The organism is Fimbriimonas sp. LA-C6, from assembly GCF_055398105.1.
On sequence record NZ_AP038796.1, the window covers coordinates 3,579,462 to 3,602,883 of the forward strand.

The following is a 23,422-nucleotide window of genomic DNA, read 5'->3' on the forward strand; positions in this document are numbered from 1 at the left end:
CTCACTGTACCGGCTTGCGAACCACATGATCCGGATACTGATCCAAACGAGCCTTGCCCCAAGGCATAAACCGCGCATGGGTGTCGGCATAAATGTAATCGGACCCATTCCCGTGCCGATTCACATTCAACCAGCCCTCATTAGGCCGGCTTCCCGTGCCCCACTTGATCAAAGCCGCCTCGCCCGACCAAGTGTCGTAGTCGTCCTGCGGAACATAGTAGAACCCACTCTTAGGATCCGTCAGCCCTTCCGTGTTCCGCTCGGAGAACATGATCACGTTAGGATCATTCAGCGAAGCGAGCACGCTCTCAGTAGCAAACCCCGAAAGCACCCCTTCCTTTGCATACCGACACGACTTATGGGTAAAGATCGAGTTCAGAGCATAACTCCACATGCTCCAATTGTTCTTATCTGCCTGGCACTGCTCACCAGCAGGGTCCACCGCACACTCAGTCCCAATCTGATCAATCCCACCGTTATAGCCGGCGATGTCCGTCGAAAGATTCTTCGACCGCACAGCGCTCTCAGTTGGGCAGAACAGGATCTGTCGATTCTTCAGATACGGTTGGAAGAACAGCGCCCAAGGCTTCTCAGCCTGACTGTTCCCCTCACCACCCCCAAGGCACCCCGACACATCGGCCGGGAGTTCCTTAGTGAGAGTTCCGTCATCCAGAACCCAATCCTCATGGTGATGGTAAAGAGCCCCATCATTGTCCGACTCGTACATGCCCGCGCCAATACCCAGCTGGCGCATGTTCGTAAGACAACTAGCCTTCTTTGCCGCTTGCTTCGCCTGCGCAAATACAGGGAACAAAATCGCTGCCAAGATGGCAATAATAGCAATCACTACTAAGAGTTCGATCAATGTAAAAGCGCGTTTCATGATTTCGACACCAGGGCTTGCAAGGTCGCAAGTGTTTCGTGAGCGTGTGGGTCAGGACGATTAGCAAGATCTCGCTTTGCAGCAACAAGACCGTCCTTGACGAACATCTTGTGCTCAGCACAGAACATCGCAAACTGCCGATCAATCGGCCGAACATGCAAAGGTCCACCCTTGCCAAGCTTATCAAACAAAGCAACTTCCTTCTGATAGCTTTCAAAGCACTGCGCATACCACTTGCTAGACTCTTCGTCATTCCCCAGCCCCTTATAAGCATCTCCCAACATGCTCTTGGCATCCATCGAATCCGCAATCTTCAAGGCAGCCATGCTAAATTCGATGCTCTTATTCCAATCCTTACGGCTCAGCATCAATTTAGCCATCGCAAGGTTGGCCTTATAGTTCCGTGGATGCATTGCAAGAGCTTGCCGATACAGACTCTCAGCCTTATCGTCTTCCCCATGCTTTCGATACTCATCACCCAACTTCACGTTGAACCAAGCGATGGTGGTGTTTGGAACGCCAGCATTGCTAAGTAGCAACCCTTGCGAAGCCTGCAACGAAGTGATCGATGCATCGTGATCGCCACGAGCAGCCGCCAGTCTCGCAACAGCAGCCTTAACGGATGGATCCTCAGCCACATTGAGTTTGCTAAGAACCTTCTCCGCATCGTCATATCGACCGACCTCGATCAGAACATCCGCATAGATGCGACTCCGCACGTGGTAGTTCTCCAAAACTTGGATAGCGTCCTGGAACCGGTGCTGCTCCAGAAGGCTCTCAACCAGACAAACAATGCCATGGCTGTTTCCTCGCTCTCTGAGAGCGAGGGATTTACGGGCAGCCTCTTCGGCCTGCCAAGCAGCAGCATCAGAGTCCGATTCTCGGCTTCGAGCCAGCCAAGCATCGCTTAGCATCGCCCAACCGATAGGACCTTTAGGATCGCGCTTGACTCGCTCCTTATGGAAAGCGATCGCGCTATCAATTGCTGTCGGGTCGTATGCCGCATGAACAGTTGGTTCTGTATGCAGCGAAACAGCCTTTGCAGGAGCCGCATGGAAAGCGATGAATAACATCCATCCACCCACAACGCAACCCGCGCCGAAGAGAGCTCTGCCCGTGTTCATTATCTTGCCATTCTCCTTCGTCGAATGAGAGCAGCAACGCCCAAGCCAAGAGCAGCCATGGAAGCTGGCTCTGGGACGGCCTTCACGTTGTAGTCGTCAATTCCAACGATGTTCGAGTTCACACCGCCAGCGCCACCATTCTCAACGAAGTAGCGGAAACCAATCCGACCAAAACTTGGCTGGCTGAGACCCGAGATCGTTGCCGTATAGACGGTCCAGTCGTGTGGGTAACCGCGATCTTCAAGCGTTGGATTGATGTCCAGAAGCAGGTTGTCGAAGTTCCCGACCGTGAACTCGTTCCAACCGACATTCACGCTTGAGCCGGAAGTGCTGAGGCGTACTTGGAGTCGATCTGCATAGAAAGAATCTCCTGCTGTGCGTGTCGCAAAGGAGATCGTGTCCCCGTTGCTCCAGGTTCGAGTTGGAGCGAATAGCCATGCGCTGATGGTTCCTTGATTGTTTGAGTTTGCGTTTCCTGCTGCCGTATAGTTAGCCGAGATGTAGCTGTCTGGAGCGCCCGTGTAAGCACTGAAAACGCTCGCATCACCCTGTCCCCAGGGATCCGAATGGCCCGCATCCTGTGGGTTGCTCATGTTGTACTGAACCCAGTCACCAGTGGTGAACAGGTGGTTCACGTTGGCAAAGTCCTCAGCCTGTGCACCAGCAGAAACCGCTGCAACGATGAATGTAAGAGCTAATGTATGAGTTCGCATTGTTTTCTCCAAAAGTTAAGTTCGTGGAGGCTCAGTTGAGCCTCCGTGGTTGCTTTAGATGCCGCCGGATCGAATCGGATTTCCGAGGTAAGGGAACGAAGGGAGGAAGTGCTTGCCTTCTGGTCCAACGTTGTCGCTGGTGAAGCTGGGGATCTCGTTGCCATCATCTGGAGCAAGTCCAAGAGCCGGAATCGTGTTTCCAAAGATCGCATTCAAAGAGATGTCGATGACATCGTCGGACAGCTTTCGTCCACCGAACTTGCCACCAGTCGCACCGCCAGTCTCATAGCCAAGATAGGAAGCTTGGTCCTGAGAGCTAAGGTCTGCCTTAAGCACGTCGGGTACCAGAACGGCCTCAATAACATCTCGAATAGGCTTGGAACGTCCAGCAGGGAACTGAAGGAAGCTATCCATGTCGTTCTTCAGGTTGAGCATGTCGTCCGAAGGAGTAGCCTCATCGTTGATCTTGTGTCGGTTATTAGCAACAGTTGCAAATACTTCGTTGATCGCAGGTCGGCAAAGTCGGTCCACCTGGTTGAACACATTGCCGTTAGGCGCGCTAGTCGTGCACCACAGTGAAATCACGTTGTTTCGCTTGCCGTTCTTCGTTCCTGCAACATTGCTCAAGAGCATCTTGCGAGGCACTTCCACAACGATCGAAAGCACGTTGTAACCACCGTTGGAAAGGAAGTCAACAGCCTGTCCCTTCGGTCGGAATCCATTTGCTTGAGGCGCGTTCGGATTAGGAACGTTCTGAAGGGTCAGAGGAGTGGCCCGATCTGGGAAGATGTTGAAGAACTGCTCGAGGTCAAAGAAGAACGGATCTTCGCGTGGACCCGCAAATACCTTCACTCCAGCAGCAGGTGAGAATGTCGTGTTGAACATTCCAGAAGTAGCGTAAGGGGTTTCCTGAACACTCTGAGTTCCAACCATCGAAGGCTTCATAGGACCGCTGATCCAAACCTTCTGGTTCGCACCCGTTCCGCTGAAGCGAGCCTGAATAACGAGGTCTTCCTTGTAGTCGCCCGTGTTGTCAATCTTGAACTGATACAGCACGTTGGGATCGAAGGAAACGTTGTTCACCTGACCAGGCGTGATCAGTGGATGAACGTTCATGGCGAGAACAACATTGTCTTTGTTATCCGCACTTGGGAACATGAAAACGTCGCTCAGGTCCAGACCTGGGCTAGCAGCGATGGCAGGTGTGTCTGCGTGGTCGGATGCACGACTGGTGCCAATAAACACCGCTGGCGCCGCAAGGGATGCCAAGGCGATAAGTGCAGCAGTTTTTGGTTTAAAGAACATATATCAACTCCTAACTGAATGGGTGTTTCGCCGCATGGCACTTCTGGCTCTCCGGCGAACAACGTAATCAATTTGGAGGTCGCTCCTGAAACCTAAATGTGAGAAACATGAACGGTTCATGAATGCGAACGACATGTTCAAAAAAACAAGGTCAAACAAGTGCCCATAAACACAAAAAGGGGCAGCCTCCTAAGGCTGCCCCTTCATGAATGAACTGCCCCTACTAGGCGGCAATCTTCAAATGAGCCTTTGAGGAAAGCTCATCTTCAAGCTTAAAGCTTCCAACAAGCTCCTGAAGATCTTGGCTCATATGAGCCAAAGACTGAGCCGCTGCACCGACATGTTCAATGCTCGCACTCAGCTGCTGAGCACCCGCCGCAGACTCCTCGCTGATAGCAGCAACTCCCTCAATGGAGCCAACCATCAGATCAGTAACAGTGGTCATCTCAGACACAACCTGCAAGTTCTCAGTAGCCGCATTAGAGACAAACCCCATCCCCTTGCTGGCATCAGCCATGAGCTTGGAAACCGAATCAGCATGCTGAGCAACCTCGCCAGCAGCCTGAACAATCTCCTGAAGAGCATTCCCGGCATGGGTGCTTCTTGCAGCTCCCTCTTCCACTTCGTCAGTAGTGCTTCGGATCGCATCCACAGTCTGGTTAACGGTAGATCTCACTCCATCAATAAGCGTGGCGATCTCCTTAGTAGCGCCACCAGCCTGCTCAGCCAGCTTTCGCACTTCATCAGCAACAACCGCAAAGCCTCGACCATGCTCACCAGCACGCGCAGCTTCAATAGCTGCGTTGAGTGCCAGAAGGTTAGTCTGCTCGGCAATCCCTTCAATGACTTTAACGATCTCACCGATCCGCTGACCAGCTTCATCAAGATCCTGAACCTTAGCAGCCGAGTAACTGACCTTGGTCTTCACTCGCTGCATAGCCTCAATCGTCTCAGTCACCGCCTGGTTTCCAGAAACAGCCGTCGCAGACATGTCCTTAGCAACGTTGCTCACAGTGAAGATGCCCTGAGTGGCTTCATCAATCGTTGCGGAAGCGGCTTCAACAAGATCCTTCTGGTTCTCGCTGCTCTTGCCAACCATCTCAACCTGCTTGGCAAGCTTGTTCATCTCGGCCGATGCCTCAGTGGCGCTCACAGCAAGCTTCTCGCTTCCGTTTGCAATCTCCGAAGAAGTCGCACTGCTCTCTTCACCCGCTGCAGCAATCGTCTGACTAGTCGCCGACACTTCGGTAGAACTCTGAGCTACCTTCCCAATGAGCTGTCCAAGCGACTTTCGTGAATCGTTATAAGCCTGAATCGTCTCAGCCATCATGCTGAGCATCTTGTTAAACGTGGCAGACATCTGCCCAAGCTCATCCTTGCTAATGTTCTCGATCGGGGTGGTCACGGAATGAGCATGCTTTGTGAGGTCTCCCTCAGAGAAAGCGGTAACACCAGCCTTAAGATCCGAAACTGAATGTGCTGTGATCGACTCCAGCTTTTGAGACAGCTCTCGAATCGACCGAACGATAATCTTGTTGAGCGTTACTCCGAACGAAACAGCCAAGACGAACGCGATGACAAGGATGGAATACACGGAACTCGTCTTTGAACGAACCGTAGCGTGAGCATCTTTTTGCGCTTGGGCCACAAAGTCAAGATTCCACTTCTTCATCTTGTCAATCTGTGGGCGAAGTTCATCCTTAAAGATGGGTGTAATAGCGGCTTCCACTGTGCTGAATCGATTATCAGCTTCAACATCTTTCGCCTTGTTACGCACTTTCTCCCAAGCTGCCAAATACTTGGTCCACAACGCCTTGAGTGTATTGAAATTCTCTAAGTCATCTTTGGTATTGATTTGCCCTTCGTAATCCTTAAGTGCTTTATCAGCTATCCCCGTGCCTTCTGATAGCTGGCTGTCAATCTCGGCCACCTTCTTAGGATCAATATGCCCAGCAAGTCGAAACTGTCGAATCCTAAAGGACACCGCAGCACTATCAAACTGGTCGATCGCAACGATACCGGGGACCGCATCAGAGGTGATGTTGTCCAGCTTGGTGTTAAGCCCGCTAAAGCCAGAAAGGGCAACAAGCCCAATAGCAGCCATCAGTGCAAGACAAGCACCGAAGCCAACAAGAAGTTTGTGGCTCATCTTTAAGTTGATTAGAAAATTCTTCATTTGCACATCCCAAAGGAATACGAGGGCAATTATCGAGAGCGGACAATCAATTCCTCAGGAGCCAACAAGTGCAAATCGAACTCAGATCCTTCATTTATACGCATTTCTTACGCGTATTTGATGCGGCAAATCCCTATATCGATAGCCTGCAATAAAACTGGCAATCTTTGATATTCTTAAAGTGCTTACGGTCGCATTGAGCTAAGTACTAGGATCTACATGTATCGAGATACAGAAACGTAAGCGGTGAATGCTCTAAAAAGAAATGAGCCACCCGTCGGTGGCTCAGAGTTATGCGTGCGCCAAACAAGCCGTTAGCGAGGCGAGCCCAAATAAGGGAACGTATTGGTAAAGTGCTTGCCCTCAGCACCAACATGGTCGCTCGTAAGCGTCGGAATCTCCTTACCGTCATCTGGCGCAAGACCAAGAGCCGGAATGGTGCTACCAAACACAATCCCCAGCGATGTATCCACCACGTCGTCCGTCAACTTTCGACCGCCAAACTTGCCGCCCGTAGCGCCCTTGGTCTCATAACCCAGATAAGCCGCCGAGTCATTCTGAGAAAGGTCAGCCTTCAACTCATCAGGCACGAGCACCGCCTTCACCACGTCTCGAATCTGCTGAGATCGACCAGCTGGCGAGGTCAAGAACGAGTCGATATCCTGAGCCAACTCAAACTTATCGCTGTCAGGACTCAGTCGGTCATTGATCTCATGCCGATTGTTGGCAACAGTCGCGAACACTTCATTCACAACCGGACGAGCCAATCGATCAATCTGCTCGTAGGTGCCTCCACGAGTCGCCGTACTCGTGGTTGTCCAAAGACCAATGATCTTCGAACCTCCATTGGAAGAGCTCGATCCACCGCACCCTGCCAGCGCAGCGATAACGAACAACACGCCGAAATTTCTAAAGTTTTTATTCATAGTTTTCATCCGGGATTACTGAGTGAGCATCGCCCGCGGCAACTCAACGACAATCGAGAGAACGTTGTAACCACCGTTCGAAAGGAAGTCCACAGCCTGGCCGCTCGCTCTCCATGTGGTGGATTGAGGCTGGTTAGGGTTCGCGATGTTCTGCCCAGTCAGAGGGGTGGCTCGGTCTGGGAAGATGTTGAAGAACTGCTCCAGATCAAAGAAGAATGGATCCTCGCGTGGACCCGCAAACACCTTCATGCCAGGAGTAGGCGAGAACGCCTGATTCAATAATCCGGTCGTCGCATAAGGCTTTTCCAACACATTGAAAGAACCTGTCGTGCTCGGCTTAAGCGGACCCGCAACAGAAACAGTCTGCCCAGCACCCGTCCCGGAGAACTTGACCTGGATGACCTTGTCCTCCACACCATTGCCCTTGCTATCCAGCTTGAACTGATACAGCACGTTCGGATCAAAAGAGACCGTGCCCGATTGACCAGGGCCAATCAGCGGGTGAACATTCATCACCATCACAACGTTGTCCTTATTCTCAGGACTCGGAAAAAGGAACACATCCGTAATGTCCGTCCCAGGGTTTGCCGCAATCGCAGGCGTGTCAGCGTGGTCAGAGGCATGACCACGGCTCAAGAGTGCAATTGGCAGCGCCAATGCAAGCAGAACCATAGCTTTTGGTTTTAGAAACATATTCAACTCCTATTGAGCCGACCGGTAAGAATCACAGGATCCACACGCAGCACAGCACGAGTCTCAATTTCTATTCCGAAGCTGAAACAACCATGTGTCGAACCTGAACAGAACATGAACATTGGAAACACACCCCTAGGACCATCCGCCCTGCCACACATCCGGAAGCTGGATATCATGGTTGAGTGATCGTTGGAACCCTAGAGCTATCGCTCCGCCTTGATGGATGTTTCTCACTCAAAGACAAGCGCCGCGTTCTCCGTAGCCTCATGGAGAAAATCCGGAGAGACTTTCAAGTAGCCATTTCCGAGGTAGACGACAACGATCTCTGGAACGTCGCCACCCTAGGAGTTGCAACCGTCTCCAACAACGCACAGCAAGCAGAAAGCCAACTCCAGCACGTAGTGGATGTCCTAGACGCGACGCCCGAAGTCGTGGTCGAAGCGGCACTCAAGGATATTCAGCGCACCTAATCCACCGCAATTCATTGGGCATTCGCGCCGATGTGGATCAGCAACCCTCAGAACTAGGTAGAACTTAGTTACATATCAATGAGAAGATCCAATGATCGCGCCTCAATGGGCGGCAACGATGAAGATTTAAAGCGAAAGATCTCCTGGTCAGCCGTCAAAAGGCTCTTGCAACTCGCAATCCCTTACCGCAAGATCCTAAGCATCTCGGCAGTGCTCATGCTCTTCAGCACAGCGATCCAACTGTCGGTCCCAATCCTGGTTCGTGGCACTGTCGATAAAGTCAGTTCCACCGGAAGCGTATCGACTCTCGACTCCGAGGTCCTGCTCCTTTTAGGTTTGATCGTATTCGGCGGTCTCCTTGGCTACGTCCAGTACATCATCTCAGCCTTCGCAGGTAACCGCATCGTCACCGAGGTCCGACTCAAACTGTTCGCCCACCTGCAACGACTTCCCGTCGCCTACTTCGATAAAACACGTTCTGGAGATCTCACCAGCTACCTCTCCAACGACGTAAGTCTGCTGCAAACCACCCTCACAGACGACCTGGTCAAGTTCGGCGGACAGCTCATCACACTCTTCGGCGGCATCGTTGTCGCCGTCACCATGAACTGGCGTCTCTCCCTTGTGGTCGTCAGCCTCCTGGTCCTTATGATGTGCTTCTTCGTCTTCTTCGGAAGAGCGCTCAGACAACTCACCCGAAAAGGCCTCGACGCCCTCTCCAACGCCATGGGGAGCATGACCGAAGCCATCGCCAACATCCGACTCGTCAAAGCCTTCGCGCGCGAACAGTACGAAGACGAGCGAGCAACCTTCCGACTCGGCGAAGTGTTCCGCCTAGGCATGAAAAGCTCCCGGTGGGAAGGCATGATGGGCACGGTCGCAGGTACCGGCTTCATGCTCATGATCATCGGAGTTGGATGGTACGGCGGACGAGGAGTCATCTCGGGCACCATGAAGATGGGCGACCTCTTCGGCTTCATCACCGCCATCTTCATCATCAGCGGCCCCATGGCCCAAATCGCATCCCTCTACACCCGCCTGCAACGCGCAGTCGGAGCAGGTGAGCGAATCTTCAGCATCCTCGACACATCCCCCGAGCAACCCGACGTCCCCAATGCCACCGACTTCCCAATCGGCACCGGCGCAGTCGAGTTCGTCGACATCAAGTTCGGATACGTAGCCGATGTGCCCGTCATGCGCTCACTCAACCTGACGATCAAAGCAGGCAAAGTAACCGCAATCGTCGGTCCCAGCGGCGCTGGCAAAAGCACTCTGGCGTCCCTCCTCTATCGCTTCTATGAACCCCAGGCCGGGCAGATTCTGATCGACGGAGTCCCCATTACAAACATCCGAAGAGAAGCTCTCCGAGAGCACGTTGGCATTGTTCCCCAAGAGCCGATCCTGTTCAACGGCACGCTCCGAGACAACATCCGCTACGGCAAACTCACAGCCACCGACCAAGAAGTGGAGCAAGCAGCCCGTGATGCCAATGTCGAAGAGTTCGTCAAAGGCTTCCCCCAAGGCTACGAAACCATGGTCGGCGAGCGTGGCATCACCCTCTCCGGTGGCCAGCGCCAACGCGTCGCCATCGCCCGAGCCATGCTCAAGGATCCCAAGATCCTTATCCTAGACGAAGCTACATCAGCACTAGACAACATCTCAGAAGCCTTAGTCAAGGAAGCCCTGGACCGCCTCATGAAGGGCCGAACAACACTCGTCATCGCCCACCGACTCTCCACAATCCAAGACGCAGACCAAATCGCCGTCCTAGCAGAAGGCCGAATCGCCGAACTGGGCACCCACGCCGAACTCCTCGGCAAATCCGGCAAGTACGCCGAACTATACGAACTGGCAGCCATCTAAACGAAAGAGCACTCAGGCCTGCCCTGAGCGCTCTTTCGCCTCAGCCAGCTCATCCACAGACGTCTTCTTCCACAGGCTCACCTTCGCGTTATGTGCCGCCCGGGCAATGGCATGCGCACCCGCAGGTGCCGTTGCAAACACAAACAAAATCACCACCAAAGATCGAACCGTAATGTCGGTTCGATCAAAGTGAGTAGCCACCGCAATCGCCAAAGCCCCAACCCCCAGCGTCGAGGCCTTCGTTGCGCCCTGCATCCGCATCAGCACATCCGGATATCGAACAATAGCAAGCGCCCCCAGAAGCATAAAGAAAGACCCCAGAACCATCAAGATAGACGTGACAACCACCATCTACTGTGCCCCCTCCTCATCCTTAGAAAGCTTCTCCAAGAACCGAGCAAACGCGATGGTCCCCATGAAACCCACCAAAGCCAAAACAATCGCAACATCCAACAAAGCCGGGTCACTTATGCGAATGGTAGAAACCATCAAGATCCCCAAAATGAGGATTCCCAAAGTGTCCAAAGCAACCACCCGATCCGGCAGAGTGGGCCCAACCACAATCCGGTAGCTACTAAACACAAACCCAAAACTAAGCAGCACTAAACACACGCTAGAAGCCGCATAAAGCGTAGGGTTCAATGCAGCACCTCAATCACCCGACGCTCAAAGTCGTGCTTAATCTGCCGCCGAAACAGCTCCAAATCATCCCCAGGCACGCTCATCGTATGCACATAAAGAATGCGATTGTCAGGTGATATATCTACCGTAAGAGTGCCAGGTGTCAGCGTTATGAGGTTTGCAAGAAGTGTGATCTCCGCATCCGTATCAGTCAGCTCATCCAGAGGCACCGCCACAATCGCAGGCCGAGACCGAAACCCCGGAGTCAATATGTCAACCGCCAGCCTAAAGTTAGAAACAATCAGCTCCCAAAGATAGAAGAACCCAAACTTGACCACGCGAACAACACGCACAACGTAGGTCGCAAGCGAAGGAACTCCAAACCGAGAAAGCAGTGCCAAGATCCCATATCCGACACCAAAGCCCACAAACAGATTCGTCGGAGTGAAGTTGTCAAAGAGCGCCGCCCACAAAAGCATCAAGATCAAGTTAAAGATCACCGCTCCCTCCCTAACACATGACGAATCGCCACAGATCGGTCACTCAACTCTTCAGCAGCACTCTTCCCAACAACAGTTACTGAGTTGGCAAACACCGCCAACATCAACCCCAAGAACACCGCACAAAATGCTGGAACAGAGTTAACTGACAGCCTGCCCAGAACCCTTCCATCAGGATTGGCCCGCCAAAACGCCATGTTCCAGATCTTCACCATCGCAAGCAGCGTAAGGAAACTCGAGACCAACAAAACCACAGTCGGCACACTCACCCCACCCGCCTGCAACAAAGCAACCTTCCCGTAAAACCCACTCAACGGAGGCACCCCAACCATCGCCAGAGCCGGGAGCAAAAACAACGCCGCCAGCAAAGGCGAAGCACTATACTCGCCCCCCATCCGACTGAGCAACGCCATCCCCTGCCGACTCTCCAACAACCCGGAAACGAGATAAAGCCCGCTCAAAGCAAACATCTCGTGAACCATGTAGACCAGCATCCCCTGAATCCCCAGCGGAGTTCCAAGAGCCACCCCAAACACCAACGTCCCAATGTGACTCATCAACACAAAACTGAGGAGCCGCCTCACGTTGTCCTGCGCCAAAGCAGCAACCCCACCCACAACCATCGTGAGACAAGCAAACACCATCAGCATGTTGCTCGTGAACACCGGATCCGTCACAAAGATCAGCGTGAAGGTTCTCAAAATCGCAAACACCCCCACCTTAGTCAACAAAGCCCCAAACAAGGCACTCACTGTTGGCGAAGGTGTGTGATAACTTGCAGGCAACCAAAACGCAAAAGGAAACAGCCCAGCCTTAACCGAAAAGCTAATCAGGAAAAGCACACTCAGCGTAGTCAGAAATCCCGGATTGTGCGATGCCCCCACCTTCAAAGCCAGGTCGGCCATATTCAGACTCCCCAGCGTCCCATAAAGCAGACCCAATGCACTCAAAAACAGAGAGCTAGCAATCAGGTTGAGAACCACATACTTCATCGCCCCCTCCAGCTGAGGCCGCTCATTCCCCATAGCCAGCAGCACAAACGAGGAGATCAAAAGCACCTCGAACCATACAAAGAGGTTGAACAGGTCACCCGCCAAAAACGACCCGCACACTCCCATCATCAGCACAGGCATCAAGGCATAAACCCCGAACCGCTCACTAGCCCTTGGTTGATCTATCAATGTCTGCCCAACGGAAATCAGTCCAACCAAACTGGCGGCTAAGACCATAAGTGCCGACGCCAGATCCGCATAAAGAACAATCCCAAAAGGTGGCTTCCAACCGCCAGCCGTAAACACCAGCGGTCCCTCATGCAGAACACGAAGGAACAAAACAGTTGCAACCACAACCAACAGCAAAGACCCAACCCCGCAAACAACCCGTTGCAACGTCAACTTGTTCCAAGCAACCATGCAAAGCGCCGCCGTACACATCGGCACCACCAAAGGCATCGCGAGCAAACTGTTCACTCGTCCGTGCTCCTGAGATCATCCGAACTATCCGTTCCAGTCTCTTCATACGTCCGAGCAGTCAAAGCCAAAGAAAAAGCGATCACCGCAAACGAGATCACAATCGCTGTCAAAATCAACGCCTGAGCAACCGGATCCGCAAAAGGAGCTTTTGGAACTGAGGACCCATCCGGAACAATTGGCGCACGTGAACGTGTCAACCCAATTGCCGTGAAGATAAGCAGATTTGCCCCGTTCCCAACAAGCGACAACCCAAGCAGCATTCGCACAAAATTCCGCCTCTGCAACAGGTAAACGCCCGTCCCAAACAACACCCCAATCAGCAGCGACATGAGGAACGACATTAAAACTCCTCCCGCGCCAACACAATCGTCAGGACAGAACTCGCCACCACCAGATAGACCCCGATGTCAAACAACAACGGCGTCCCCAAATGAAGCGCCCCAACGTGGACCCAAGTAGCCTTATAAAACCCACCGTTCAGAATCCCGATCAGCCCCGCCGCAAGAGCCATCAAAAGCCCAATCCCCAGCGTCGCTTTAAGATCAAGCCTCAGCAACCGTCGAGTCTCCTTACTCCCGTTGGCCATCGCATACAAAACCAATCCACCGCTGGCAACAAGGCCACCCGTAAACCCACCGCCCGGCGCATTGTGCCCACGCCACAAAAGGAAAACAGAGAACAGAAGAAACACAGGCAACAGGAACTTCGCCGTGGTGGAGATGATAACGGAGCCTATGACCCTTCCTCCTCAGCCTTCACGCTGCCCTTCTTCTTCAAAAGAGCATAAACGCCAAGCCCGGCCACCGCCATAACAGTGATCTCCCCCATCGTGTCCAGCGCCCGGAAATCGACAAGGATTACGTTGACCACGTTTTGCCCCTGCGCCACCGGAAGAGCATTCTCAGAAAAGAACCGACTCAGCTCACCCGAAGGATGGAGGTTGCTAGCCGCCAAACTCAAGAACATCATCAGCACCCCAACGGCTACCGCAACCACCCCATCCTGCAACCGTCGCCGCTTATTCCTACGCGCCACCACCTTAGGGAAGTGATAGAAAGCCGTGATGAATAAGATCAGTGTCAAAGTCTCAACCGCAATCTGGGTCATAGCAAGATCCGGCGCCCCATAAAGCGAATAAAGCGTCGCGATCCCCATCCCCACTACCGAGATACAAGCCACCGCCGAAATTCGCTTCACGATAACAAGCGTCGCAAAAGCAGAGAGAATCGTAACCACAATCACCACCCCCTCCAGCAACTCCGGCTTCAACCCACTGTCCAGCGAAAGAACCGGCTGCCACCGATACACGCTAATCGCAACCAACAAACACGTCGCAGCCAAAACCGACCGCGCATAGCTGCTCAACAGTCCGTTCTGAATCACCCGTGAAAATCGAGGTGCAAATTCCAATGACAACCGACACAACCCATCCAACACACGGTCAGAACTCGATACGGGCGCATCCAACTTGGAAAGTGACCGCTCCCAAACCACAATAAGCCCAAACCCAAGCCCCAAGGTGATCAAATAAACCGCCGGTCCATGCAATAAAGCAGAAAGCGCTTCCACAATCCGCCGATCCACAAAAGCCGCACCCAGTCCGACCAGCCCACAAACACCGATGGGCAGCCACATGGAAACCGCCCCATCATGGCAATCATGAGATGGCTCCCCAAAGAACGGCTTCCGAACAACCATCCAGCTCCCCAAAACTCCGCCAGCACCAGCAGCAATTCCCGCCAACACAATCGGCAAGCCCGAAAGCCCATGAAGAAGCTCCTTCCCAACAAAACTCAAACTAGGAGGCAAGCTCGCCGCAGCAAAACCACACAGACAAGCCCCCGCAAAAGTGAAAGGCATCGCCTTCCGGAGGCCAGAAAGCTCTCGAATATTCCTCGTGCCCGTCTCATGGTCCACGGTCCCAGCGACCATAAACAACCCAGCCTTATAAAGCCCGTGAGCCACCAGGAACACCAGCAAAGCTTCCGTGGTCCCGCCAGAAGCCACCGCAAACAACAACCCCAGCGCGCTCAAAGTGGTGTAGGCCAAGATCCGCTTCAGATCCGTCTGCCGAACCATCATGACCGTCCCCGCAATCGCAGTCAAACACCCCAGCCACTGGCAAGCCTCAGGAAACCAGCCGCCAAGTATCGGAGACATACGAGCAACAAGGTAAACACCCGCCTGGACCATCGTAGCCGAATGCAAATAGGCGCTCACAGGAGTCGGAGCACTCATCGCCCCCGGCAACCAACTATGCAAAGGCACCTGCGCCGACTTCGTCCAAGCCGCCACCAGCAGGAGCCCACTCACCAGCGAAAGCTCGGCTCCCGGACGGTACAAATCCAAAGATCCAGACCCAATCACGCAAGCCGCCAGCAACAGTGCGAACCCACCGACAGACGTAATCCCCAACGCCACCAGAGCCGAACGGCGCGCCGTAGCAGACTCATGATTCGTACCGATCAACAGATACGAACTCCAACTCGTGAGCTCCCAAAATACAAACAGGTTCAGAGCAGTGTTTGCCAAAACCAACCCAAGCATCGCCCCCATGAAAAGCATCAAAAGGGCATAAAACCGCCCAAGCTTCGGAGCAGACTGCATGTAGCCAGCACTGAAAACCAAAATCCCAGCCCCCACTCCACTCGCCAAAAGTGCAAAAGTGCGAGAAAGAGCATCCACCTTAAAGCCTATATAAAGGCCAATGTCGGGTACCCAGGGAAAACAGACTCCAAACGAAGGGAGCTGGAGAATAATCGCAAAGACCGCAATCGGGGCAACCGCAAGAACATACGCCGCCCGAGATCCCCACAATCGGGTGAGAAATGGAGCCAGCAGTGAGAAACCAAAGGGTATCCCCACTGCTGCTGAGAGCAGGAATTGCTCGCGTGCTCCCATGACCGGATTTTACTCCTAGAAATACGTGGAAGCGGCCCGACGGTCCCCCTTACTGCGGCAGCGTCCCGAAAACGATCTTTGAAGGCATCTTAGGATCGTGATACACGCGAATCGTAGCCTTCTGGAAATCCTCGGGCTTCGCCTTGTAGATGTCCACAAACTTGTTCGGGTTGCGATCAACCAGAGGGAACCAAGAACTCTGCACCTGAACCATGATCTTGTGCCCCTTCTGGAACGTGTGCAACACATCGTTCATCTTAAAGTGCAACCGAGTCGGCTTCCCAGGCACAAACGGCTCGGGCTTCTCATAGCTGTTCCGGAACTTGCCCCGCATAATGTCCCCGCGCAAAAGCTGCTGGTTGCCATTCGCCCAAACGTCAATCACCTTCACCACAAAGTCGCTATCCGTACCAGTAGTTGAAACCCAGAAATCAACATCAACAGCGCCACCCACGGTCACGTCCTGCTTCAAAACAGGCCCTTCATAAGTAAGCACGTCCGACCGACTCGCCGCCCACCGCTGGTCAGCCAGCATGTACTCAGCCGGTCGCTGAGTAGCCTTCAAATTCTTGATGTAAGGCGTCGGCGCAGCCGGATCATTCACATAGCTGTCCGCGCCACTCTTCTTGGGCTGAGCCGTAGAGAGCCCCTTGTTTGCCTGGAGGTACCACTCCATCTTGCCCAGTCCCTTCGGCGGCCACTGCTCAAACTTACGCCAAACGTTCTTCCCGGTCTGGAAGATAGTCGCCTTGGCAGGAGAAGCAATGTTCTGCCCGCGCAGATACTTGTCAAAGAAAGGAAACTCAATCTCGTCCTGGAAGAACCGAGAAGTGTTCGATCCAAAGTTGACCCCACCAAAAGACTGCCCATCGCCAGAAGCCCACATCCCGTGATACCAAGGACCCATCACAAGGTAATTCGGAATTCCCTTGTTCTGCCTCCCCGTGTATTGGAACATGTTCAATGCGCCATACATATCCTCCGCATCAAACAGCCCACCAACGGTAAGAACCGCGCACTTCACATTCTTCATCTTGTCCAGAATGCTTCGCGACTTCCAGTACGAATCGTAATTGCCGTGCTCGTAAAGCTCTAACCAATACGGTATCTGTCCATGCAGATACTTAGCCTCCAACTGAGTCAATGTTCCTGCTTTCAAAAAGAACTCATAAGCCGATCGTCCCTGACGGTCAATCTCAATCCCCTTGTGCTCCTTCTCAGGTCCGCTCCGCGGATTGTCGAAGTCAAGGCTGAAATCAAAATTGTCTTGCAGGAAGAACGCCCCATTGTGGTGAACGTCATCTCCAATGAACCACTCACTCACGGGTGCCTGAGGCGAAACCGCTTTCAATGCAGGATGGGTATTGATCGCACCCGCAGCCGCATAAAACCCCGGATAGGAAATGCCCCACAGCCCAACATTGCCGTTGTTGTTAGGCACGTTCTTCACCAGAAAGTCGATCGTGTCGTAAGTATCCGTGCTCTCGTCAATGCCGGTTTCTCCAGCTTTCAGCATCGGCCGCACATTCACAAACGTGCCTTCGCTCATATACTGCCCACGCACGTCCTGATAAGCAAAGATGTAACCCGCCTCTCGAAACTTGGGGCTGCCACCAAACTGTGCAAAGCTGCCCGGACCATAAGGCCCCGCACTATACGGCGTGCGCTCCATCAAAATCGGATGCTTGCCAGCCTTGTCCTTGGGAACATAAGCGACGGTGTGCAACTTGACGCCATCTCGCATAGGGATGCTGTACTCGAACTTGTCGTACAAAGCACTCACCGGCTTGTTCTCGTCGTCCTGGGCGTGAACGACGGAAGACGACGACAGCAACAACAGCATGCCGAACTGCTTGAAACCTAGAAAGCTATTCATGGAGTTACCGGACCAAGAACTGGGTCTTGAGCACAGTATGCTACTTTTGAGGTCGAATCCTAGCCATGACCTCGCGGTTCTTCTGACGCCGACGCATCAAAGACAACTCACGCTGCACGGCATAGATTCCGCAGCGCACGCAAGACATCAAGTGAATCCGGTTACCCAAAAGCCGCACTTCAAAAGACTCAGTAGCAGGCTGCCACCGCATCTGCCAGGGCGCAGTGCCATAAAGAAGATTCAGCTTCTCCACGCCTTCCTCGATCGCATTCTTGAAGATCTCACTCTGAAGCACCAGCAACGGGCTGTACTTGGCCCACCCTGGAGCAAAGCCCGAGTACATCACCGATACAGTAGATCCCGATCGCCAGAAAGACTGAGCGGCAATGATCTCCCCGTCCGCTTCCAGCGTCGCGATAAACGCATTCTCCAGCGGAAGCCGCCGATGACACTCCAACAGCATCTGGCGCTGAGCCTCCAGTTGGAAATAGTCGTCATGCCCATTGCTGATCTCACTCGCCACTCGGTCCTTGTGGAGCGCAATCAACTTGTCCAACAGAGCATCCAAACCCTCATCCGCACGATGAATCTTCACCGACCAACTGTGCCCATCACGGGTCAAAAGTCTCGGATAGTAAGGCAGGTTGTCACGCATCGATTTCGACAACTGCTTCCGAAAAGCCTGCCAACTGCTCGGCAAATGAACCATCTGTGGCCCAGTCTTCACCTTGCGGGTCACCACGCACCGGTGACCACGCGGGCCCGCCGTCGCCGGTCGGTGCTCGGCAAGCGCACGCACAATGAAACAGTCCCAAGGTAGATGCCGAGAGTCCGTCGTCAAAAATTCGCTCACCGCATTAAGCGCATGGTCCTCAAAACCAGGCAAGATCAGCGCCATAGGCTCTTCCAAAAGACCAAACGGCTCCAACTCGCCCGAGTACCCCATCGGACGAAGCCGTCGAACGGCAAACGGACGTGCCTTGTCACTCTGGAGAACAAACGGGAACAGCGCGACTTCGTGACCCTCATAGGACACTCGGACCATGTAAGGAACGCCCTTCATGTTTGTCTTGGGGCAGACCTCTCCAAAGCAATGCCACCAACACATGATCGATTCCCAAGACACGGCACCGGATTGGCTCGGTACCGATTCTTGCAAAGTTCGCCATGCCGACTCAGTCGAGGCAAAAGCGATCACGCCTTCCACAAGTTGGCACGAGAGAGGAAGGCTCACCGTATAAGCGGGAACCAGATCCAAGTCGTGGACAATCGGTCTCAGTGGGCTGTGGGCGTTTTCAAAGCGCATCTGTTTTGAGCTTCTCTACTATCTTTCTTATTGTGACGCGTGTTTTCATGCAGGACTTCAGACGCTCAATTTTTTGAACGATTACACGACCTTAAAAAGTGCTCAGAACGTTCTTAACAATTCACTAACAAGGTCCGTATATACAGTCTCTATGTGCTCGACTAAGCAGAGACTCGCCGCGATGCTGAAAGAGTTACGTGAGGCGAAAGACCTAACCCTCCGGCAGGCAGCTTTCCTCGCGGGCATATCACCTTCAACCCTCTCGCGCTGGGAAAGTGGCGTGTGCGTCCCCCGCGTGCCCGAGATGGAAGCACTCCTCAAGACACTCGACGCCGCAGACACAACCCTCAACCGAATCCTTTCCAGCGTCGACGTCCCAAGAGCCGCACGCGCAGCAAGAGTCGCCGATGACGACCGAGCCACCTTCCGCCCACCCTCCGGCGGAGCACTCCTCAAGGCCATGAGGATGAAATCAAGACTATCCCTAAGCGAAGTGGCAACGACGCTAGGCGTGGCAACCAGCACAATTAGCCGCTGGGAAACCTCCACAACGCACCCAAGCCCCGGACTCGAAGAAAAGCTCCTAGATCTCCTAAAAGCCACACCCGATGAACGAGAGTGCGTCTTAGCTAGTGGAGTAAGCAAGTTACGTTTCACTGGCTCCGTATTCAATATCACCAGCCTCAAGAGCGAACTGGCCCACATCAAATCCTCGCTCATCTATGGCGGTTCACCAGGCACCGAATTGCGCCTGCTCCAACTGCAGTCCGCCCTCTGGTGGAGATTGTCAGAACCCGGCATCCTCGACCTACTCCGACAAGTAACCCTCGTCTACGCCCAGTACCTCTGCGCCTGGCACCGCTACCCAGAAGCAACCCTGGAGGCCAGAAAAGTCGTGGAGTCGTGCACGGGACCACGAGATGCGAGCTATCTTCTAGCCGAACGCTGGAGCGCCCGGGCCGACGTCTTTCGCCATACCACCCCCAGACCCAACCAGGGGCTATACACCTTGCAGCACTGCCTGCTCCAAGCCAGCACAGCAGACGTCCGGGCAGAAATTCTCACCGACATGTCCTTCTATAGCCGACTGGCAAAGAAGAAAGCCGATGCCATGGATTACGGGAGAAGGGCACTCGCTCTAGCACGCGACACGAAAAATCCAGACCTCGAATGCGAAGCGGAAACGACGTGGGCAAGGGCCATGGTCGAAGTCGGACTCACAGCCGAAGCAGAAGCCCTTCTCCTCCCAAAACCCACGCAGAGCACCCAACACGCGATCTCCAAAGAAATGACGCGCTGTGAATTAGCTCTGCAACAAGGCCGCAGCGAGCAAGCATCGCACTCGCTACAATCGCTCAAAGAGAGCCACCTTAATGAATTCAACCTTGTACGTGTAACTCACCTAGAAAAGGCAATCAGAGAAGCAAAGTACTCTCCAGCGCACAATTTTGCGACCTTAGGTTAAGGAACCGTAAAGATCCGTTCCACAATCGTGCAAACAGGTCATATTTGAACCTTAAACCCGCTAGCTTATAAGTTAGTTAGAAGCAAGAGTGGGGATTTCATTGGAAAGGTGACAGGAGCCAACAGCTCCGCATCATTTCAGTATTTTAACAGCGGTTCTTCCGCCTAAAGGGTGAAGCGGTTTCTAGGCAATGACTAGAGGCGACAGGTCGGACTGAGCCGCTGTTAAAATGCATGCTATCCGCAGACTGGCTCTCTCAAGGCAGCGATGGCACTCAAAGATAAAGCAACCGTTTCTACGCCAGTCAGTCCAGAAGATCGACGTCTTGCCAACAAGCAGGCAATGACCATGGCGCTCCTCTTCTTTGGCTACGCCGGTTACTACGTATGCCGAGCTCACCTGAGTGCCACCCGTAGCCTCATCATCGAGGACTTCAAGAGTCTCCACTTCACCAAGGAGACGATCGGAATGATCACCTCGATCGCCACATTCTTTTACGCCGGTGGCAAATTCCTCGCAGGAACACTCTCAGACAAGTTTGGAGGAAACCCAATGTTCCTCATCGGCATGGCCGGAGCCATCGTCTTCTCCATCATGTTCGGCCTCGGCGGAAGTTTCCCCATCTTCCTCTTCGCCTGGTCGGCCAACAGGTTCATCCAATCCATGGGCTGGGCAGGACTCGTCAAAGTAGTCTCCCGCTGGTTCCCCTCAGGCCGCTACGGAACCGTCATGGGCCTGATAAGTCTCAGCTACCTCCTTGGCGATTTCGTCCCCAAGTACATCTTCGGCGAACTCATCAACCAAGGCTGGGGCTGGCGACAAATCTTCTTCCTAGCAGCAGGCGTCATGGCCATCATCTTCGTGCCAACCCTACTGTTCCTCCGAAACTCTCCCACCAACTACGGCCTGGAAGAGCCCAAAGACCCCGAACCCATGCTCGGGTTCGAAGCACAAGAAGACCTCACCGCAGCCGAGATCCTCAAAAACCTTCTCGCAAGCCCCATCTTCTGGACCGTCTGCGTACTATCCTTCGGCTTCACCCTCATGCGAGAAACATTCAACGAGTGGACCCCAACCTACCTCCACGAAGTCGCACATCTTTCCAAGGGTGATGCAAGCAAAGCCGCATCCTACTTCCCCCTGTTCGGTGGCATCTCAGTCCTCATCGTCGGCTGGCTCAGTGACAGACTCTCCAAAGGTGGCCGCTCCGCGATGATCGTAGGGGGCCTTGCCCTCGGCACCGTAGCCCTCCTCAGCCTCTCACAACTCAATTTCGGATCGAACAGCACAGCCTACGTTGCCGTGGTAGCTGCCATCGCATTCGTTCTCATCGGCCCATACTCGCTCCTAGCAGGAGCCATCTCCCTAGACCTGGGCGGCAAGAAAGCCAGCGCAACAGCATGCGGCTGGATCGACGGCGTCGGCTACGTAGGCGGCATCATCAGCGGATACGGAGTAGCAAGAATCGCCGAGAAGAGTGGATGGCAAGCAGCGTTCCTCATGCTCGCCGCCGTCGCATTCGTGTCCTGTATCTTCGCATTCATCTACTGGATACAGGACCGAAGTATCAAGCCAAAGACGGCTTAATTCAAGCCGTCAAGCAAAGCAGGAAAGTCCCGCACCGAGTGAATCAGATGAGTATGGGGATGCCCCTTCAACTGCTCCTCGGTGTGGGTACCAGAGGTCACCCCCACCACCAACGTACAGCCCGCGGTAGTCCCTTCCTGAAGATCCGAAGGAGTATCCCCAACCTTAGCAACCGCCTTCACATCAGACACTCCAGCCAGCTTCATCGCCCCAAACACCAAGTCGGGATGCGGACGCCCGTTGGCCACCTCATCGCTTGCAATCGTAAAGTCGAGAATAGAATCATCCCATCCCAGCCGCTGCATCAGGGCATTCACAACAGCCCGGTCAAACCCAGTGTCCAAAGCCACCTTAATCCCGCGCTTTCGGAGCTCAGCAAACACTTCAACCGCCCCATCAATCGGCTTGATGTCGGGATTCACTAAGTAAAACTGAATCATCTTCTGCCGGAAGTCCAAGAAGATCGTCTGAATCAGCTCATCATCCACCATCTCAGGCGCGAACTGCTCCATCAACATCCGAATCGCCACAGGCTTCGGAATCCCCATGATCGCATTAACCGCATCATGCTCCCAAGGCACACCGGCAGCAGTTAAAGCCGCCTTGAGACATCCGCCAACGCCGTCGGGATCCTCAACGGTTGTCCCAGCAATATCAAAGATCACGAGTTGTATCACAGCTTAAGCATGAACGTAACGGATCAAGAGCGACGCCCCTTGCACAAAAAAGCAACATCGCCACTCATCCGGCAACTCACCTAACTACGAATACACCATGTTGCCGCCAAAATGTCCGGCCGCACTCACCAAAATACAAGCCAAAAGGAGCAGACCAAAGTAGAAGAAATCTTCCCGAACCGACCGCTTCCTCAAGCCAAGAACCAACAACATCAGCAAAACGCTCACGCTGGCGAGAATCACGTGGATCAGCAGATCCCCCTTCAAATCCATCCCCTTCCGAAGCCAAGCCGCCACACCCGTCGGGATAACCACCGCAGTAGAAATCGTCCCCAAAATCAGGTTCAAATAGCCCGCTTTCCGATAGAACAAATCCTTCTTCCGCCAACCCCAAAACTCAAGCAGCGCACCAATCACCAGCAGAGCAATAGGGAAGTGCACCACCGCCGGGTGGAAGCTATGGGTAGGAATCAACTCCGTCTTCTCAACGACAGCCGTCTTTGGCGCCTCGCGCTTAGGAGCCGAGCCCTTAGGATGGCTGCTCGGATCCCCAGGAAGCGTATCCGCCTTGATCTCCTCAAGGTTCGTCCATCCGTCCCCATCGGAGTCCTTATCCTCAATCGAACCCAGAATCGCCTCATTCAGCGTCCGAGTATTCGCAGCCTTCATCGCCAGCCCGATCTCTTTGCCATACGCATTCCGAGAAGGAACACTCGTGTGACAGTTCGCACAAGATGCCTCGGCCAGCTTAGACCCGTCCTTGATCCCGTACTTGGCCTTATACAGATCGTAAAACTCGGGCCTTGCAAAGGCACCCGTACACAGGCCAACGCCCAACAAAACAACAAGGAGCTTTTTCAT

The 23,422-nt window shown here is 53.6% G+C and carries 20 protein-coding genes and 1 pseudogene; 4 read left to right on the forward strand and 17 right to left on the reverse strand.

Features of this window, described 5'->3' with window-relative positions; all coding sequences use genetic code 11:
* Nucleotide 1: 1 nt before the first annotated feature.
* The 6 genes and pseudogenes from ACZ51B_RS16480 to ACZ51B_RS16505 form a co-directional block, all read right to left on the reverse strand.
* Nucleotides 2-883: a prepilin-type N-terminal cleavage/methylation domain-containing protein gene (locus tag ACZ51B_RS16480; protein WP_464294437.1), complete on the reverse strand. Its 882-nt coding sequence runs from the start codon at nt 881-883 to the stop codon at nt 2-4.
* On the reverse strand, nt 880-2,007 hold the full coding sequence (locus tag ACZ51B_RS16485) for a tetratricopeptide repeat protein (protein ID WP_464294438.1): 1,128 nt from the start codon (nt 2,005-2,007) through the stop codon (nt 880-882). Before ACZ51B_RS16485 ends, ACZ51B_RS16480 begins: the two co-directional genes overlap by 4 nt.
* On the reverse strand, nt 2,007-2,720 hold the full coding sequence (locus tag ACZ51B_RS16490; RefSeq protein ID WP_464294439.1) for a choice-of-anchor J domain-containing protein: 714 nt from the start codon (nt 2,718-2,720) through the stop codon (nt 2,007-2,009). The genes ACZ51B_RS16485 and ACZ51B_RS16490 overlap by 1 nt, the downstream gene beginning before the upstream one ends.
* A gap of 54 nt (nt 2,721-2,774) precedes the next feature.
* Entirely contained in the window at nt 2,775-4,025 is a 1,251-nt protein-coding gene (locus ACZ51B_RS16495; RefSeq protein ID WP_464294440.1) for a DUF4331 family protein, read from the reverse strand.
* Between the two features lie 223 nt (nt 4,026-4,248).
* Nucleotides 4,249-6,201, reverse strand: coding sequence for a methyl-accepting chemotaxis protein (locus tag ACZ51B_RS16500; RefSeq protein WP_464294441.1), 1,953 nt, complete (start codon nt 6,199-6,201; stop codon nt 4,249-4,251).
* A gap of 314 nt (nt 6,202-6,515) precedes the next feature.
* Nucleotides 6,516-7,820: pseudogene (locus ACZ51B_RS16505) on the reverse strand (DUF4331 family protein).
* Between the two features lie 185 nt (nt 7,821-8,005).
* On the opposite strand from ACZ51B_RS16505, the gene ACZ51B_RS16510 reads away from it, so the two are divergent.
* Together ACZ51B_RS16510 and ACZ51B_RS16515 are read left to right on the forward strand one after the other, a co-directional pair.
* Nucleotides 8,006-8,293 carry a DUF503 domain-containing protein gene (locus ACZ51B_RS16510; protein ID WP_464294442.1) on the forward strand — a complete coding sequence of 96 codons (288 nt, stop codon included), beginning with the start codon at nt 8,006-8,008 and terminating at the stop codon, nt 8,291-8,293.
* A gap of 78 nt (nt 8,294-8,371) precedes the next feature.
* Nucleotides 8,372-10,156, forward strand: coding sequence for an ABC transporter ATP-binding protein (locus tag ACZ51B_RS16515; protein WP_464294443.1), 1,785 nt, complete (start codon nt 8,372-8,374; stop codon nt 10,154-10,156).
* Between the two features lie 12 nt (nt 10,157-10,168).
* Here ACZ51B_RS16515 and mnhG read toward each other — a convergent pair whose 3' ends face one another.
* The 9 genes from mnhG to ACZ51B_RS16560 are packed head-to-tail and all read right to left on the reverse strand — an operon-like array spanning nt 10,169 to nt 18,832.
* Nucleotides 10,169-10,507 carry a monovalent cation/H(+) antiporter subunit G gene (gene mnhG, locus ACZ51B_RS16520; RefSeq protein ID WP_464294444.1) on the reverse strand — a complete coding sequence of 113 codons (339 nt, stop codon included), beginning with the start codon at nt 10,505-10,507 and terminating at the stop codon, nt 10,169-10,171.
* Nucleotides 10,508-10,798, reverse strand: a complete 291-nt coding sequence (locus tag ACZ51B_RS16525) for an MrpF/PhaF family protein (RefSeq protein WP_464294445.1) — start codon at nt 10,796-10,798, stop codon at nt 10,508-10,510.
* A complete protein-coding gene (locus tag ACZ51B_RS16530) occupies nt 10,795-11,277 on the reverse strand; it encodes a Na+/H+ antiporter subunit E (RefSeq protein WP_464294446.1) in 483 nt (160 codons plus the stop codon). The genes ACZ51B_RS16525 and ACZ51B_RS16530 overlap by 4 nt, the downstream gene beginning before the upstream one ends.
* A complete protein-coding gene (locus ACZ51B_RS16535) occupies nt 11,274-12,746 on the reverse strand; it encodes a proton-conducting transporter transmembrane domain-containing protein (RefSeq protein ID WP_464294447.1) in 1,473 nt (490 codons plus the stop codon). Before ACZ51B_RS16535 ends, ACZ51B_RS16530 begins: the two co-directional genes overlap by 4 nt.
* Complete coding sequence (locus ACZ51B_RS16540; RefSeq protein ID WP_464294448.1) at nt 12,743-13,090, reverse strand: NADH-quinone oxidoreductase subunit K; 348 nt, start codon at nt 13,088-13,090, stop codon at nt 12,743-12,745. The genes ACZ51B_RS16535 and ACZ51B_RS16540 overlap by 4 nt, the downstream gene beginning before the upstream one ends.
* On the reverse strand, nt 13,090-13,485 hold the full coding sequence (locus ACZ51B_RS16545; protein WP_464297194.1) for an MnhB domain-containing protein: 396 nt from the start codon (nt 13,483-13,485) through the stop codon (nt 13,090-13,092). Before ACZ51B_RS16545 ends, ACZ51B_RS16540 begins: the two co-directional genes overlap by 1 nt.
* Nucleotides 13,482-15,650, reverse strand: a complete 2,169-nt coding sequence (gene mbhE / locus ACZ51B_RS16550; protein WP_464294449.1) for a hydrogen gas-evolving membrane-bound hydrogenase subunit E — start codon at nt 15,648-15,650, stop codon at nt 13,482-13,484. Before mbhE ends, ACZ51B_RS16545 begins: the two co-directional genes overlap by 4 nt.
* A 49-nt stretch (nt 15,651-15,699) precedes the next feature.
* On the reverse strand, nt 15,700-17,526 hold the full coding sequence (locus tag ACZ51B_RS16555; protein ID WP_464294450.1) for a CocE/NonD family hydrolase: 1,827 nt from the start codon (nt 17,524-17,526) through the stop codon (nt 15,700-15,702).
* Between the two features lie 40 nt (nt 17,527-17,566).
* Nucleotides 17,567-18,832, reverse strand: coding sequence for a GNAT family N-acetyltransferase (locus ACZ51B_RS16560; protein WP_464294451.1), 1,266 nt, complete (start codon nt 18,830-18,832; stop codon nt 17,567-17,569).
* A gap of 181 nt (nt 18,833-19,013) precedes the next feature.
* Here ACZ51B_RS16560 and ACZ51B_RS16565 point away from each other — a divergent pair, with 181 nt between their 5' ends.
* The gene (locus tag ACZ51B_RS16565; protein WP_464294452.1) at nt 19,014-20,297 is read left to right on the forward strand and encodes a helix-turn-helix domain-containing protein; all 1,284 of its coding nucleotides are present in this window, start codon (nt 19,014-19,016) and stop codon (nt 20,295-20,297) included.
* Nucleotides 20,298-20,564: 267 nt separating this feature from the next.
* Complete coding sequence (locus tag ACZ51B_RS16570; RefSeq protein WP_464294453.1) at nt 20,565-21,884, forward strand: MFS transporter; 1,320 nt, start codon at nt 20,565-20,567, stop codon at nt 21,882-21,884.
* On the opposite strand, the gene ACZ51B_RS16575 is transcribed toward ACZ51B_RS16570, so the two are convergent.
* Nucleotides 21,881-22,561 carry a phosphonatase-like hydrolase gene (locus ACZ51B_RS16575; protein WP_464294454.1) on the reverse strand — a complete coding sequence of 227 codons (681 nt, stop codon included), beginning with the start codon at nt 22,559-22,561 and terminating at the stop codon, nt 21,881-21,883. The two genes, ACZ51B_RS16570 and ACZ51B_RS16575, sit on opposite strands and share 4 nt — an antisense overlap.
* Nucleotides 22,562-22,645: 84 nt before the next feature.
* On the reverse strand, nt 22,646-23,422 hold the full coding sequence (locus ACZ51B_RS16580; RefSeq protein WP_464294455.1) for a DUF2231 domain-containing protein: 777 nt from the start codon (nt 23,420-23,422) through the stop codon (nt 22,646-22,648).

Bases quoted from the DNA above. Each gene is read 5' to 3' on its own strand.
- ACZ51B_RS16480 (WP_464294437.1), bottom strand. From the start codon at position 883: ATGAAACGCGCTTTTACATTGATCGAACTCTTAGTAGTGATTGCTATT.
- ACZ51B_RS16565 (WP_464294452.1), top strand. From the start codon at position 19,014: ATGCTGAAAGAGTTACGTGAGGCGAAAGACCTAACCCTCCGGCAGGCA.
- ACZ51B_RS16490 (WP_464294439.1), bottom strand. From the start codon at position 2,720: ATGCGAACTCATACATTAGCTCTTACATTCATCGTTGCAGCGGTTTCT.
- ACZ51B_RS16495 (WP_464294440.1), bottom strand. From the start codon at position 4,025: ATGTTCTTTAAACCAAAAACTGCTGCACTTATCGCCTTGGCATCCCTT.
- mnhG (WP_464294444.1), bottom strand. From the start codon at position 10,507: ATGGTGGTTGTCACGTCTATCTTGATGGTTCTGGGGTCTTTCTTTATG.
- ACZ51B_RS16580 (WP_464294455.1), bottom strand. From the start codon at position 23,422: ATGAAAAAGCTCCTTGTTGTTTTGTTGGGCGTTGGCCTGTGTACGGGT.
- ACZ51B_RS16540 (WP_464294448.1), bottom strand. From the start codon at position 13,090: ATGTCGTTCCTCATGTCGCTGCTGATTGGGGTGTTGTTTGGGACGGGC.
- ACZ51B_RS16500 (WP_464294441.1), bottom strand. From the start codon at position 6,201: ATGAAGAATTTTCTAATCAACTTAAAGATGAGCCACAAACTTCTTGTT.
- ACZ51B_RS16515 (WP_464294443.1), top strand. From the start codon at position 8,372: ATGAGAAGATCCAATGATCGCGCCTCAATGGGCGGCAACGATGAAGAT.
- ACZ51B_RS16570 (WP_464294453.1), top strand. From the start codon at position 20,565: ATGGCACTCAAAGATAAAGCAACCGTTTCTACGCCAGTCAGTCCAGAA.
- mbhE (WP_464294449.1), bottom strand. From the start codon at position 15,650: ATGGGAGCACGCGAGCAATTCCTGCTCTCAGCAGCAGTGGGGATACCC.
- ACZ51B_RS16555 (WP_464294450.1), bottom strand. From the start codon at position 17,526: ATGAATAGCTTTCTAGGTTTCAAGCAGTTCGGCATGCTGTTGTTGCTG.
- ACZ51B_RS16560 (WP_464294451.1), bottom strand. From the start codon at position 18,832: ATGCGCTTTGAAAACGCCCACAGCCCACTGAGACCGATTGTCCACGAC.
- ACZ51B_RS16485 (WP_464294438.1), bottom strand. From the start codon at position 2,007: ATGAACACGGGCAGAGCTCTCTTCGGCGCGGGTTGCGTTGTGGGTGGA.